Annotated in this window: 13 protein-coding genes; 10 read left to right on the top strand and 3 right to left on the bottom strand. The window is 62.7% G+C overall.

The genetic code is table 11. The features are described 5' to 3' along the window. The first annotated feature begins 44 nt into the window (after positions 1 to 44). The 5 genes from HUI96_RS18330 (at position 45) to HUI96_RS18310 (ending at position 4,910) form a co-directional block, all read left to right on the top strand. Positions 45 to 833, top strand: a complete 789-nt coding sequence (locus HUI96_RS18330) for an SDR family oxidoreductase (protein WP_188256143.1) — start codon at positions 45 to 47, stop codon at positions 831 to 833. Continuing rightward, a complete protein-coding gene (locus tag HUI96_RS18325; protein ID WP_188256142.1) occupies positions 823 to 2,475 on the top strand; it encodes a thiamine pyrophosphate-binding protein in 1,653 nt (550 codons plus the stop codon). Before HUI96_RS18330 ends, HUI96_RS18325 begins: the two co-directional genes overlap by 11 nt. A gap of 29 nt (positions 2,476 to 2,504) precedes the next feature. Then, entirely contained in the window at positions 2,505 to 2,837 is a 333-nt protein-coding gene (locus HUI96_RS18320) for a cupin domain-containing protein (RefSeq protein ID WP_188256141.1), read from the top strand. A gap of 77 nt (positions 2,838 to 2,914) precedes the next feature. After that, a complete protein-coding gene (locus HUI96_RS18315; RefSeq protein WP_210320231.1) occupies positions 2,915 to 3,598 on the top strand; it encodes a GntR family transcriptional regulator in 684 nt (227 codons plus the stop codon). 115 nt (positions 3,599 to 3,713) lie between these two features. Continuing rightward, entirely contained in the window at positions 3,714 to 4,910 is a 1,197-nt protein-coding gene (locus HUI96_RS18310) for a diaminopropionate ammonia-lyase (protein WP_188256140.1), read from the top strand. A gap of 197 nt (positions 4,911 to 5,107) precedes the next feature. On the opposite strand, the gene HUI96_RS18305 is transcribed toward HUI96_RS18310, so the two are convergent. Genes HUI96_RS18305 through HUI96_RS18295 form a run of 3 tightly spaced genes read right to left on the bottom strand, consistent with a single transcriptional unit; the run spans position 5,108 to position 8,807 of the window. Next, entirely contained in the window at positions 5,108 to 7,450 is a 2,343-nt protein-coding gene (locus tag HUI96_RS18305) for a xanthine dehydrogenase family protein molybdopterin-binding subunit (protein WP_188256139.1), read from the bottom strand. After that, positions 7,447 to 7,941, bottom strand: a complete 495-nt coding sequence (locus tag HUI96_RS18300; protein ID WP_188256138.1) for a (2Fe-2S)-binding protein — start codon at positions 7,939 to 7,941, stop codon at positions 7,447 to 7,449. Before HUI96_RS18300 ends, HUI96_RS18305 begins: the two co-directional genes overlap by 4 nt. Beyond that, complete coding sequence (locus HUI96_RS18295) at positions 7,938 to 8,807, bottom strand: FAD binding domain-containing protein (RefSeq protein ID WP_188256137.1); 870 nt, start codon at positions 8,805 to 8,807, stop codon at positions 7,938 to 7,940. The genes HUI96_RS18300 and HUI96_RS18295 overlap by 4 nt, the downstream gene beginning before the upstream one ends. A gap of 252 nt (positions 8,808 to 9,059) precedes the next feature. Here HUI96_RS18295 and dctP point away from each other — a divergent pair, with 252 nt between their 5' ends. The 5 genes from dctP to HUI96_RS18270 all read left to right on the top strand — a co-directional run bounded on the left by dctP (position 9,060) and on the right by HUI96_RS18270 (position 14,527). Further along, positions 9,060 to 10,061, top strand: coding sequence for a TRAP transporter substrate-binding protein DctP (gene dctP, locus HUI96_RS18290; RefSeq protein ID WP_188256136.1), 1,002 nt, complete (start codon positions 9,060 to 9,062; stop codon positions 10,059 to 10,061). Between the two features lie 63 nt (positions 10,062 to 10,124). Next, positions 10,125 to 10,640, top strand: coding sequence for a TRAP transporter small permease (locus HUI96_RS18285; RefSeq protein WP_188256135.1), 516 nt, complete (start codon positions 10,125 to 10,127; stop codon positions 10,638 to 10,640). A 3-nt stretch (positions 10,641 to 10,643) separates the two neighbouring features. Then, a complete protein-coding gene (locus tag HUI96_RS18280) occupies positions 10,644 to 11,957 on the top strand; it encodes a TRAP transporter large permease (protein ID WP_188256134.1) in 1,314 nt (437 codons plus the stop codon). 66 nt (positions 11,958 to 12,023) lie between these two features. Further along, complete coding sequence (locus tag HUI96_RS18275) at positions 12,024 to 13,313, top strand: ArgE/DapE family deacylase (RefSeq protein ID WP_188256133.1); 1,290 nt, start codon at positions 12,024 to 12,026, stop codon at positions 13,311 to 13,313. A gap of 593 nt (positions 13,314 to 13,906) precedes the next feature. Next, the gene (locus tag HUI96_RS18270) at positions 13,907 to 14,527 is read left to right on the top strand and encodes a hypothetical protein (RefSeq protein WP_188256132.1); all 621 of its coding nucleotides are present in this window, start codon (positions 13,907 to 13,909) and stop codon (positions 14,525 to 14,527) included. The last annotated feature ends 139 nt before the right edge of the window (positions 14,528 to 14,666 follow it).

Here is a 14,666-nt window from a genome sequence, read left to right as displayed (position 1 = left end):
CGCTGGTAGCCAGACTGCACATTGACCCATCGGAGTAATACCCAATGAAGCTTGGTCTGGAGGGGAAGCGCGCCCTGGTGACTGCCGCTTCCCGCGGTTTGGGCAGGGCGTCAGCACTGGCGCTTGCGGCGGAGGGCGCCAAGGTCGCGGTCGCAGGGCGTAACGTTGCCGCCATGGAGGGCCTCGTCGCAGAGCTCCGTCAGGCCGGCGCATCCGGCGCGATGGGCGTGGCTATGGACCTCTCCGACCGGGCGACCCTGAAGTCCGGAGTCGATGCGGTCGCCCGCGAATTCGGTGGGCTCGACATATTCGTCGGCAACACCGGCGGGCCGGCGTCAGGCCCGTTCCTCAGCGTGCCGCGCGAGGGTTGGGAGAGCGCGCTCAACGAGATACTGCTGCCGCTGGTGGATCTCTCCCATGCCGTGCTCCCGCACATGCAGGCCGGTGGCTTTGGGCGCATCGTCTTCGTCACGACGGTGGGCGTAAAGGTCGTTCAGCCGAACATGGTGCTATCGGATTCGCTGCGGCTTGCGGTCGTTGGGCTGGCGAAGTCGCTCTCGATCGAGTTTGCGCACGAGAACATCATGGTCAACTGCCTGTGCCCGGGCCCGTTCGCGACGGACCGCATGGAAGACCTCATCAAGGCCAGCATGGAGCGCGACGGGCTCGATCGGGCGGCGGCCGAGGAATTGTGGCTGGACGAGGTGCCGGCGCGCAAATTCGGCGATCCGAGCGACTTCGGAGCAATGGTCGCCATGCTGGCATCCGAACGCGCCGGCTTCATCACCGGAACTGCCATTGCACTCGACGGAGGAAAATCCCGTGCCTACTAAGGAAGGTGCCGACGCCCAGACCATGGATGGCGGCGCAGCCATCGTCGCCTGGTTCAAGGAAGCCGGTATACGGAATGTGTTCTCCGTCTCCGGTGGGCCGATCAATTCGGTCTATCGCGCCTGCGCGCATCAAGGGGTGCGGCTGGTTCACGCTCGCCACGAAGCCGCGGCCTGCTTCATGGCCGAAGCGCAGTCGCGCGTGACCGGAAGGCCGGGTGCGGCAGTCGTCACTCTTGGTCCCGGCGTCACCAACGCCGTGACTCCGGGGCTTGTCGCCATGCTTGCCGGCACTCCGGTCATCATCGTCGGCGCACAAGCCGCAACGCGTTCGGCCGAACGCGGTGCAGGCATGGCCTACGACGTGCTGCCGATCATGAAGAACGTTACCAAATGGGCTGCACGCTGCACGGACCCGGATCGGCTGCAGGAGTATCTCGACATTGCGTGGCGCAAGATGTGGGCGGGCCGCCCCGGTCCGGTTTTCATCGAGGTGCCGACCGACATCCTGTCGGCTCCGCTGAAGGGCAGGCCCGCCAGTGTTGCGCCGGCAAATCCTGGGATCCCGGGGCTGGCCTCGGCCGATGCCGATGCCGCGCGCGCCCTTGTTGCCGCCGCCGCTCGTCCTCTGCTGATCCTCGGCGACGAACTCTTCTGGAGCCGCTCCGGAAAGATCGTCGAGGCCGTCGAGAAGCACGGACTTGCTTTTGCCACCATGCGCCTTGCCCGTGGCATCGTCGATGAGCGCCATGAGCGCTGGATGGGACCGGCCTACGCTCCCTGTAATGCAACGCTTCGGCGGGCCATGAAGGAGGCGGACTGCATCCTCCTGCTCGGCCATCATTTCGAGTTCGACCTAGAGTTTGGCGACAGCGTGGGCTCGCAGGCCCGCATAATCCAGGTCTGCTCGGACCAGGAACTGCTGCATCGCAACCGGCGCGTGGAGCTTGGCATTGCGTCCTCGCCAGCCGCGTTCATCGAATTGCTCGCAGGAATGCCGGCACTACAGGCAGACCGCGCTTGGTGCGACGGTCTCGTCTCCGCCTGGAGCGAGGAACGCAAGGCTCAACTCGGCGACGGTGACGCTAACGGGATGCACCCGGTCGCTGCAATCGATGCGGTCAGTTCGGCCGCGCCGGAAAACGCGATTTTCGTGACATCCCATGGCAACATCGACTTCTGGGCGGATGCTCGGTTACGCGTCTTCGCGCCTGGCCGCTATCTGCGGGCTGGTCAGTCAGGTGCGCTGGGCGCGGAGCTTCCTTATGGCGCCGGGGCGAGCTTTGCGGATCCCGAGGCGCCTGTGATCGTATTCGTCGGCGACGGCGGTGTCGGCTTCCACGTCTCGGAACTGGATACCGCGGAGCGCTATGGTCGGGCCTTCATCGTGGTGGTGCTCGACGACGAGAGCTGGGGGGCAATAGCGCTGCCGCAGCAGCAGAGCTTCGGCGAGACTTACGAAATGAAGCTGCCCCGCCGCGACTGGACCAAGGTTGCCGAGGGACTTGGTGGAAAGGGATATCTCGCGCGCAATGAACGCGAGATCGCGCAAGCGCTCGGCGATGCGATCGCCAGCGGCAAGCCGGCGATCATCCAGGTGCCGGTGCGTAGCGTTATCAGCCCTTACATGGCCTACATCTCCTAGTGGGCGCTGCAGGATCGAGAGAGAGCGACATGAACATCTGGAAGAACGGTGCGGCGACCGGAGTTACACCGCCGAACCACTTTGGCGGGTTGAACGTGCTGGATATCGTGCCGTTTCGTGGCAGCAACTTTTCCGTCCAGCTCTCCAAGGCGCCGAAGGGCGGTGGCGGTGAGTTGCACCACCACGACGACTGGTCGCAGGTCTTCTACGTCGTGAAGGGCGAGATGACCTTCGATACCGGCAAGGAACGCTTCACTCTAAAGCAGGGCGAAGCCGTGCTGTTCGAGCCGCGCGATCCGCACTACACGATCAACGAAGGCGAGGAAGAGAGCGCCTGCCTCGTGATCACCGTTCAGCAATAAGCACGTACAGCGGGTGCTTGCATCAAATTGGGCAAGGATGCATCTAACATCGGATGCGACTGTTCTAGGGGTGTTCGGTGAGCGAAGTCATGGACCAGGAGAAGGAAACCAGATTGTCGGCAGACAATCTGGTGCGCGTTCTCGAGGATGACATCCTCAACAGCATCCTGAAGCCGGGAGACCGACTTGACGAGCAGTCGCTGGCGCGCCGTTTCGAAGTCTCGCGCACCCCTGTGCGCGAGGCGCTTCGCCATCTGGCCTCCAGCGGGCTAGTCGAGATCCGCAAGAACCAGGGCGCCACGGTGCGGCGCCTCACCACTGCCGAACTCATCGAAATGTTCCAGGTGATGGCGGAGTACGAGGGTCTTTCGGCGCGTCTGTCCGCCCGGCGCATGACGCGAGAGGAAACTGCCGAAATGCGCAAGTGGCACGAGGAGTGCTCCAAGTGTGCTGAAGCGGGGGATCAGGAAGGCTTCTACGCGGCCAACAACGAACTCCACGACGCGATCTTCCGAGGCTCGCGCAGTACGTTCCTGCAAACGGAAAGCCGAAAGCTGCGTAATCGGCTCAATGTTTATCGCCGCCACATCACGACACCGCGCAAGATGGCGAAGTCGGTGGTCGAGCATGGCCGGATCGTCGAAGCGATCTCTGCCGGTGAAGAGGACCTTGCTGCCAGACTGATGCGCGAGCACGTCGACCTGGTGGCGGGGGCGGCCGCCGACGTTCTGCTGTCGCTGGAAACCGAGAACAGGGAATAGGTTCGACCTTTTCGAGGTGAACTTTGCCCGGCGGCGCGAGTCTCCGCCGGGATGGGAGACGATTATCCTGCGGCCGGCGCTACTGCGACCGGCGCGAGCAAGCGAGGTCCAAGAGATGAAACTAGTCGAAAACCGCTCATCGAAGCGGAACGCCTCCCTGAGCATGGCGGAGGCTGCGATTGCTGGCGCCAAGGCATCGGAGACCGTACGCGAGTTCCTGCCCGCCTTCCCAACCTATGAACCGACGCCGCTCACAAGCCTTCCCTCGCTTGCGGCAAGCCTTGGGATTGCGGGGATAGACATCAAGGACGAAAGCCGTCGCTACGGGCTCGGCTCCTTCAAGGCCCTCGGCGGCGCCTATGCGGTCGCGCGGCTCGTGCGCGAGCACTGCGAGCCTAGGCTCGGCCGCCCCATTGACCCGTCAGAGCTGCTGAGTGACGAGGTACGGAAGCTGGCGGCCGACCTCACGGTCTGCTGTGCGACGGACGGTAATCACGGACGCTCTGTTGCGTCTGGTGCCCAGATGTTCGGATGCCGCTGCGTAATCTTCCTCCACAGCGGCGTTTCTGCCGGTCGCGAGAAGGCGATCGCCGCTTTCGGAGCCGAGATCAGGCGGACCGCCGGCAATTACGACCAGTCGGTCGCGGAAGCGAGCGAGACCGGGCGCCGGGAGGGATGGACCGTCGTCTCGGATTTCGCCTCGGAAGGCTATACCGAGATTCCCAGCCTGGTCATGCAGGGCTACACGCTGATGCTCGACGAGATTTTCGCCCAGGCGCAGCGGCCCTATACGCATGTCTTCGTTCAGGGTGGTGTCGGCGGGCTGGCCGCGGCGGTCGCGGGCCATCTTCTGGACCGGCACGGGGCTTCGCGCCCGAAGCTGGTCGTGGTCGAGCCCGACAGAGCGAACTGCCTGCAGGTCAGCGCCGAGACGGGGCGCCGGACCGCGATCGCCGCCGGAGAGGCCACTGTGATGGCAATGCTGGAATGCTACGAGCCGTCGCTGACAGCCTGGGAGATCCTGGAAAAGGCCGCCGACTTCTATATCGACGTGCCAGATGAGACCGCCGTGGAGGCTTTGCAGCGCCTGGCGCGCCCGCTGTCCGGCGACCCGGAACTGCGCATTGGTGAGTCCGGCGCCGCGGGACTAGCGGGGCTTCTGGCCGCGACCGGCGACAGCACGCTCCGCGCTACCCTCGGCCTCGACGCCGCCTCGCGCGTGTTGCTCATCGGTACCGAAGGCGCCACCGATCCCGATGTCTATGAAGCGCTCCTGCATGGAAGACCGCTGCCCGCCGCGATGCATGCGTAAGCGTCTGATGACGACTACCTGAACAAACGTTTTTCGTGCTGGCGTCCTCCAAGGGGAGGGCACCAGCACTTTTTTGCGCCGGTCATCTGAATTGAAGATGCCCGCGGATATAGAAAGGCCGGCGAAGCTGTGGCTTCGCCGGCCTTTCCGTTTGCGATATTCCGGGGCGCCGCTTCGTGAGCGCTCCGGTCTTGGTCTCAGGATGCGTCGCGAAGATGCCGGGACAGGTTCCAGATTGCGTTGCCGTTGAGCGGAGTGGCACTCACGTTGACGCCAAGTGCATTCGAAACCGCATTGGCGATGGCCGCCGCGGGCCCGATGGCTCCGCCTTCGCCAAGGCCCTTGGCTCCGAGCGGCGTCAGCGGGGTTGGCGTCTCGATATGATGCACCTCGATATTGGGGATTTCCGGCGCCAACGGCATGAGGTAGTCGGCGAAGCTGGTGGTGAGCGGCTGGCACTCACCGTCGTAGATGAAGTGCTCGAACATGGCCGAACCGATGCCTTGCACCACGCCGCCCCGCACCTGACCGTCGACGACGAGCGGATTCAGGATCGTGCCGCAATCCTCGATCACCACGAAGCGGCGAAGCTTCATCTTGCCCGTAGGCACATCAATCTCCACCACAGCCGCATGCACCGCGTTTGAGTAGGTGCCGTCCCGCGGTCCGTCGAGGCTGAACTGGGCCTCCAGTCCCGGCGCCATTCCTTCCGGAAGCTGGTCGACATTGCGCAGCGCGATGCGCGCGAGCCTCGAGATCTTGATGTGCCTCCCGGGATTGTCGCGCACCGAGGCGAGGCCGTCCGCCAACTCGATCTCGTCGGGCCTGGCCTGAAGCAAATGCGCGGCGATCGCACGCAGCTTGTCGGCAATGCGGCTCGCCGCGATATGAACGGCGCCGCCTCCGAGCGGACCGCCACGGCTGCCCCAGGTGCCGACTGAATAGGGCGTCGTCAGCGTGTCGCCGTGGCGCACGTATACGTTTTCCGGCTGCACCCCTAGCGCGTCGGCTGCGACCTGCGCCATCGTTGTCTCGAGGCCCTGGCCGTGGTTCTGCAGGCCGAGATCGATGGTGACCTCGCCATCCGGCGACATCTCGACCCGAGCCGCGATGTAGCCTGTTTCAATGGGCACGCGGCGGCGCGTAAAGTCCGGCGTGCCGTGGGCCGTCTGCTCGATGAAGCAGGCTATCCCGACGCCGATGCGCTTGGTGCGGGAGCCGTGCGAGGCGGCAGCCTGGGCTACGTCTTCGGCCAGAAGCTTGCGCATTCTTTCCAGGGATTCCGCATAGGAGCCGGCATCGTAGGTAAAGCCGAGCACGTTGCGGTAAGGGAACTCGCGGATGATGTTCTTTAGCCGGAATTCGAAAGGGTCCATCCCCAACTCGGTGGCGATGTCGTCCATCAGCCGTTCCTGCGAGAAGACCGCGGACGGGCGGGCCACGCCGCGATAGGTGCCGATCGCGCATTTGTTTGTGGCAACCGCCCTGAAGGTGGCCTCGTAGGCATGGAAGTCATAAGGGCCGGGAAGCACCTTGCCGACCATGCCCGGCTCGCCGGCCGAGGTGAACGGGAAGGTAGAGTAGGCGCCGTTGTCCACCGTGATGTCGGCCTTCAGGCCGAGCAGGCGGCCGTCGGCCGAGACATAGGCCTCGAGTGTGTGTTCGTGATCGCGGGCATGGATGCTGGCGATCAGGTGCTCGCGCCGGTCCTCGATCCACTTCACTGGGCGGCCGGTCTTCATCGCCACCCACGCAATCAGCACTTCGTCGGCATAAACCTGGCCCTTCACGCCGAAACCACCGCCGACGTCGGGCGCGACCACGCGGATACGGGATTCAGGAAGACCAAGCTCCTCCGAAATGTAGGTGCGCACGAGGTGCGGCATCTGGGTTGACGACCATACGGTCAGGACCCGGTCGGAATGGTCGTAGCGAGCGACCACCCCGCGGCCTTCCATCGGAACACCGGCCTGGCGCTGCGTCCGATAGGTGCGCTTGACGACATGGGCGGCGGCCGCCTTGGCTGCTTCCAGGTCGCCCCCCTTCATTTGCCGCTGGACGATGACGTTGCTCTTCCACCCGTCGAACAAAGGCGGGATCGCAGCATCGCGCGCCTGTTCCATGGTGCCGACGACCGGTAGCGGCTCGTAGTCGACGAAAATGTGCTCTGCTGCGTCCTCCGCCTTGTAGGCGTCCTCTGCGAGAACGACTGCGACCGGCTCGCCGACGAAGCGCACTCTGTCTTCGGCGAGCAGCGGCTGCTCCGAATACTGCATCTCCGGATAGTCCTGATGCGCTTTCATCGACAGCCCGGCCGTGTCCTTGCCAGTGAACACCCATGTCGGAAACTCGAGATCCGACAGGGCGGAGGTGTCGACCGAACGGATGCGGGCGTGAGCCGTGTCCGATCGCACGAACATGAGGTGCAGCATGTCAGGCAGGCGGACGTCGTCAATATAGCGCGCCGAGCCGGAGAGGAGGCGGATGTCCTCGAAGCGCTGGACCCGCGCGCCAATATGTCTGGGTCGACCCGCCTTCATGCCACGCTCCCTTCACCGAGACCGTCGTCGATGGCCTTGCGAACGGCCGCCACGATGCCGTGGTATCCTGTGCAGCGGCAGATATTTCCGCTCATCGCTTCCCTGATCTCCTCGTCGTCAGGCCTGCGTCCGATTTCCACCATCTCATCCACGAAGGGCACGAGGGTCATCAGGAATCCCGGCGTGCAATAACCGCATTGCAGGCCATGTTCGCTGCGGAATGCTTGCTGGAGAGAATGCTCCGCGGTCGGACCTCCGAGCGACTCGACAGTCCTTATCGAAGCTCCATCGCACTGGACGGCGAACGTCAGGCAGGAGAGCCTGGGCGTGCCGTCCTGGTGGACAGTGCAGCACCCGCAGGCCCCGTGCGCGCATCCGATGTGGACACCGCAAAGATTGAACTCCTGCCGAAGCACGTCGGCCAGCAGTCGACGCGGTTCGACGCTCAGCGTCTTGGTGACACCGTTCACCTCAAGCGTGATCTCGATCATGATCTTCCCAGTGCTCTGGAGCAGGCAGTCTCGATTGCGCGGCGCGTCAGCTCTGCGATGAGGCTGCGCCGGTACGCCGCGGATGCGATATGGTCGTCGACGGGATCTATCGAGGCCGCGAAAATCCGGCCGGCCTCTTCCGCATGCGGGTCATTGAGCGCTCGGTTGAGCAGATGGCTTTCCACATCGGGCGCTCGGATTGGCACTAGGCCTGCGCCCGAGCACACCATCGCCGCCTTGGCAATCCGGCCGCCCTCGTGCTCGAGCACGATACCGACCGACGCGGTCGCGAAGTCGCCGCTGCGCTCGCTCATCTCTACGAAGCTCCCGGCCGATGCCGCCGGCGGGATCGGAAATTCCACTGCCACGACCATTTCGCCTGGCTCGAGAGCCGTGACGTAGGCGCTGACGAAGAACTCGCTCGCCTTGATGCGGCGCTCTTCCGCCGCCGAACGGACGACGATGTCGGCATCGTGGAGCACCGCGACGGCCGGCAGTTCCGCGGTCGGGTCCGCATGCGAGATGCTGCCGCCGATGGAACCGTTGCGCCGGATAGTGGGGTGGCCGATGTAGTGCACCGCATCGAGAAAGGCAGGAAAGTGCCTTGCGATTAGCGGGTGGTCGAAATAGGCGCCGTGGCGCGTCAGCGCTCCGATCCTGAGCATGGAACCGACGATCTCAATCGCATTGAGCGGAAGTCGATTGATGTCGACGAGATGACCGGGTCTGGCGAGCCGGAAATTCATCATTGGAACCAGGCTTTGCCCACCTGCGATCGGGCGGGCTTCCTCGCCGAACTCGCCGAGCAACTGCAGCGCGTGCTCAAGCGAAGTAGCGCGATGGTACTCGAATGTCGCTGGCCTCATCGGTTCCCCTTAACAATCGACTAGGATCCTGAAAATCCGCAAGAAGCCGCTGCGCCTGCCGGATTGTTTCAGCCTAATCCCGCGCCGAAGGCTATGCCACGTAAGTCTTGTATGCAATGGAAAAAAAATTGTAGACAAATCTGGGATTGGCGCATTATGTGAGATCGGCGCTGGCTGAGGAGAATTGCCGGCAACAGGGGAGAGCGGGGTCGCGCAAATGCGTTTCGCGCGGACCGCCGAGGAGGAATTCCAATGAAAAGTTTTGCCCAAATTTGGGGCGCGGCAGCATTCGGACTTGCGATGCTGGGTAGCGTCGCAGCTCACGCCGACGATGTCGTGACGCTGAAGATGGTGGGTGCATGGGCCCATGGATTTTCGCCGACCGCCGAGGTCGGCAAGAACTTCATGGAGAATGTGAACCGTCTCGGTGAAGGCAAGGTCAAGGTGCAATACGTCGGCGCTGACGACGTTCTGCCGCCCTTTGATCAGCCTGAAGCCTTGGTCAATGGCGTTTTCGACGTATGGTACGGGGCTCCGAACTACTGGGCGGGCATTGTGCCGGGCGGGGACATCACCGAGCTTTCGCCCCTCACCATTCCCGACGGCGGGCCGGGTTCGCCCCTATACGACTACATGGTCCAACTCTACGCCGCCAAGGGCGTGCGCCATCTCGGCCATGCCGCCGGCGATCCAGGCGAAGGTGCCCATTACGTCTCGACCAATTTCCCGGTCAAATCCGTGGATGACCTGAAGGGGAAGAAGCTGCGCGTCGCGCCGCTGACCCGCCATTTTGTCCAAGCCGCCGGTGCGGAATCGGTCACCCTGCCGCCGTCCGAAATCTTCCTTGCTATGGATCGTGGCACAGTTGAGGGCTTTTCCTGGCCGGTCGCCGATGCCTTCACTCGCTACGGATGGCAGAACGTCACTAAATACATGATCGAACAGCCCATGTACCGCAGTGGCGGCAGCGTGGCCATGAATCTCGACAAATGGGAAAGCCTGTCGCCGGAGGTGCAGGACATCCTGCTCAAGGCCATAGCCGAAACCCAGCGCTTCGCTCTGGACTGGTTCCAGAAGAACCAGGAGGAGCAGCAGAAGATTATGGTCGAGGCCGGCATGGAAATCGTCAAGCTCTCCGATGAGGAGGCCAAGCGCTGGGACGCCGTCGCCAGGGATTCGCTGTGGGCCTATTACGAGACGGCGCTGGATGCCAAGCACATCGGCGAGATCAAGGCGCTGTTCGAATCAAAATAATCGAAAGAGCCCTGCGGGCTCCGTCCGCAGGGCTTTTCACTCAGTCATGCACTGGCGGACAATATGAAATCGATCGGACGGCTTCTCGACCGACTCCTTGATGCTGGCGCCATTCTGGCGGGCGTCATTCTCGTGGCCATGATGCTTGCCACAGTGGTCAAGGTCGCGCTGCGCGCGTTCTTCAACCACGGCATTCTGGGAATAGACCAGATCAGCGGCACGATGATGGTCTACCTCACCTTCTTCGGCGCGGCCTGGGTGCTGCGCCAGGACGGGCACGTCTCCGTTGACATCGTGACTAGTAATCTGCGGCCGGCGAGCCGGCGCCTCGTCATGACCACCAGTTCACTCCTCGGCGCTGCGATCTGCTTCGTCCTCACATGGTTCGGGACCAAGGGTGTGATGCTCTCGCTGCATCGTGGGATCGTTGTGGCGGCGGAGTTGGAAATCCCGCGCGCGGTAAATCTCTGGGTCATTCCGCTCGGCTGCTTCCTGCTCGGCATCGAATTCCTGCGGCGCGCCGCCCGTTTCTGGCAAGGCGAGGCCGTTCAATCCGACACTCCCCGCATGGAGGCTTGAGCCATGGAGTGGTGGCAATTTCTTCTATCGTTCTTTGTCGGCCTCGCGGTGCTCATGGTGATCGGGCTGCCGGTCGCCATTGCCTTCCTGCTCGTGAACCTGGCCGGTGTCTTCTATCTCTGGGGCGGTGTTTCCGGTTTCAACCAGCTTATCCTGAGCATCGATAGCTCGATCTCGACCTTCGTCCTTGTCCCGGTTCCCATGTTCATCCTCATGGGATCGATCATGTTCTACTCTGGCATCGCGCAGCGCATGATCGAGGTGCTCGATCAATGGCTTGGCTTCGTGGCAGGCCGCCTTTCCGTGCTGGCGATCGGCGCCGGCGCCGTACTGGGCACGCTAACCGGCATGGCCATGGGATCGGTCGCGATGCTGGGCTCGACCCTGACGCCCGAGATGGAACGCCACGGATACGCGAAGTCGATGTCGATTGGTCCGATCCTGGCTAGCGGCGGGCTCGCAATCCTCATTCCGCCGAGCACGCTGGCCATCGTATTGGCGAGCCTGGGCGGCTTTTCGGTAGCGAAGATCCTGATCGGTATCATCGTGCCCGGCCTCATGCTCGCCGTCCTGTGCATCGGCTACATCATCATCAGGGCGAAGCTGCGGCCGGACGAGGCGCCGGCCTATTACGCACCGCGCGTTCCGATTGCTCGGCGGCTGCGCGACGCTGCGCTATATCTGGTGCCGCCGGTATGCATCGTCGTTATGATCATCGGACTGATCTTCTTCGGAACGGCGACGCCGACCGAAGCGGCCGCCATCGGCACCTTCCTGACTTTCGTGCTGGCGTTCCTCTACCGCAAGCTCAACTGGCGCGTGCTGGTCAAGGGCGTGAGCTCCGCGACGCAACTGTCGGTGATGATCCTCATCATCCTGACGGGCTCCGCCGCCTTTAGCCAACTGCTGAGCTACTCAGGTGCGACCGCGGCGATCACCAGCCTGGCAAACGAGATGCCGGTGCACCCGTTGCTGCTGCTCGTCATGATGCAGTTGATCGTGATGTTCCTCGGCATGTTCATCGAACAGACGTCGATCGTTCTGGTCACCATCCCGATCTTCCTGCCGATCGTTCATCAGATGCAGTGGGACCCGATCTGGTTCGGCATCATCATGATGGTGAACCTCGAGATGGCGACGATCACGCCGCCATTCGGTCTGTCGCTCTTTGTCATGAAGGGCATCGCACCAGCCAACACGACCATGGGCGACATCTATCGGGCCGCGGTGCCGTTCATCCTCATCAACATTCTTCTGATGGGGCTGATGATTGCGTTCCCCGACGTCGTTCTCTGGCTTCCCAACCAGATGAAATGATCCTGCACGGCCGCGTCCATTGCCGCGCGGCCGCGCTCCAGCCAGCTTTCATTTTGGAGTTCTCGAATGACCAACCAGCGCCAGGCCATCCTGGATACGATCGACCAGAACCGCGAGAAGGCGATCGAGTTTCTGCAGAAAATGGTGTCGATCCCGAGCGTGACCGGCGACGAGGCGGCGATTCAGGCCTTTGTCGCCGACTACATGAACGGCATCGGGCTTGAGGTCGACATGTGGGAGACCGACTGGGAGGGGTTGAAGAAGCATCCCGGTTATCGCCCGGTCGACCGCGGCTACGAGGGCCGACCCAACATCGTGGCTACGGCCAAGGGCACCGGCGGCGGCCGCTCGCTGCTGCTCAACGGCCACACCGACGTGATCCCGGTCGGCAACGGCGAGGGCTGGAGCGACAACCCGTGGTCGGCCAAGATCGAGAACGGTCGCATCTATGGCCGCGGCTCCTGCGACATGAAGAGCGGGGTAGCCAGCCACATCTTGGCGGTCGAGTTCCTGAAGACGGCTGGCGTCAAGCTCAAGGGCGACGTCTATATCAACGTCGTCATCGACGAGGAGGTGTCCGGTCACGGCACGCTGGACACCGTGATCCGCGGCTACAAGGCCGATGCCGGGATTTCGGGCGAGACCAGCGACCTGCATGTGCAGCCGGCCTGCATCGGCCGCATCTGGTTCCAAATCGACGTACAGGGCAAGCCGGCCGGCATCCAGCAGCGCTACCTCGGCATCAGCGCCATCGAACTGGGCAACAAGATCGTCAAGGCGGTCCAGGAACTCGAGGACCATCGCGTTGCGACGGTGAAGCACCCGCTCTATCCGAATGCGCTCGACTCGCTGCCCTGCATCATCGGCAGCTTCCAGGCCGGCAACTATCCGAGCGCCTTCCCGGCGAGCGCCGTGCTCAAGGGCTCGATCGGCACGGTTCCGGGCGAGGACCATGAAGGCGTCAAGCAGAGCCTAGTCGCCAAGATCGCCGAGGTCGCGGCGAAGGACGAGTGGATGAAGGATCATCCGCCGGTGGTGCGCTTCGTCGGCTATGACGCCGAAGCGTCCGAGATCCCGCGCGACCATGCCATTGTGGATCTTGTGGGGAAGAACCTTACCGAGATCACAGGCCGCCAGCCGGTGATCAGCGGTCGCCAGGGTGCTGCCGACACGCGCTTCCTCAACAGCTATGGCAACACACCGACGGTGATCTTTGGACCCGGCTCGACGGCGGTGATGCACGCCAACGACGAATACGTGTCCATCGATGACTACATCACCGCCATCAAGGTGATGGCGCTCAGTATCTACGATTGGTGCGGAGCAGAGGGCCAGGAAATTGATCACAGGCCTTGATGGGAGCATCCTTGTCGTTCGAAACGATGGAGCTCTGTATTGGGGCGCCTCGACGCCAGAGGCGATCCGTCAGGCAAGAAGGATAACGTTGGGCCCGTATTTGATGTCGCGGCTATGGGGCTCAGGCGGCAGCACCTGCTGGCTGCAGCGCTGCGAATTGCCTTTCGTTGGCGCCCATACGGCCTTCACGGTCCTCGCCGGCATGGCGTCAGCCAAATTTCGGTTTTTCGACGGCATTGCCCTGGCGACAGGGGAAGCTGACGCGATTGGGCGTGTTGAAGGGTTCCCGATAGAGTCGTGTTGCTAGGAGGGAGATAGTTTCGCGTAAGCAACAAACCTGCCTTGGCCGCAGTCGTGCTGGTGTTTGCTGTACCTGCATTTGCGAAACGGTCATATACGCGTCGTCCGGTGCCAAGCCCGCAGCTACCATCTAAGTGCGCGACGGCTTGGTTGGTGAGAATGTATTCACGCGTTTAACCGATCGGTGCCCTCCCGGTCCGCGTTGCGAGCGGCAGCTCTGCGCCCACTTGGCGGCCGTAGAAATCAGTTGCGCCGTTTCCTAGAAGCAGACATGCCCGGCGATCACTGGGGTCGTGGTGGTTGCGCCAAGAGCGGTCCTACTCGAAAGTTTCCGCCATTGGCCCAATCGGAACAATGCTCCACTCGAAAAAATAACCCATGTTGTTGCCGCAAGACCCCATCTTCTTAAGATCAAGAAAAAAGATTGGGCAGATGATCAATACCGCGACGACCGCCAATGCAATCTGAACTTCTTGGAGGCAGCCTCCCGGGATCAGGCGCTCTCCTTGGCTCAAGCGGTGAAAAAGATCCGCGGCTCGATACCCGAACCTGAGATTTCGGATGCAGAACTTGCGGAGCTCGTTGCCTCCCATGCGCTGGCCATGGGCTTCTCGGTGCTTCTGTTCGATGCGAAGTTGCGTCCCGCGGACTCGATGGAAAACGCCGAACCGGCTGCTTGCACGCGGAGATCCAATGAACGTAGCACCGGCGAGGCTGACACGTGTATCCCGAAGCTGAGACGGGCAGCCGCAGTCATCACCCATGACCAGGAAGAAGCGGACGAACTGGTGGAAAGCGCGCTCCGGCTGGCAATTGCGACCATCGACGACCGCCCCGCGAACCGCTCTCTTGATGATTGGCTGCACGAACTGCTGAGCAAAGTGGTTGTCCAAGGCCGCCGCAGGTCTCACTAGACTGACTCTCTGGTCGATCAGCGTTTCCCCTCATGATCGACGTGTTCGTTCAACTTCGTGAGTGTCAATCGGCGCGCAAAACTGACCCCTGATCGGCGTCCAATTTTGACCCCCTTATTGTAGGGCGACGGTGAGCGCC

The sequence above is a fragment of the Pseudaminobacter soli (ex Zhang et al. 2022) genome (assembly GCF_014595955.1).
Classification (GTDB): domain Bacteria; phylum Pseudomonadota; class Alphaproteobacteria; order Rhizobiales; family Rhizobiaceae; genus Kumtagia; species Kumtagia pseudosoli.
This window is presented reverse-complemented; position numbering and strand designations above follow the sequence as displayed.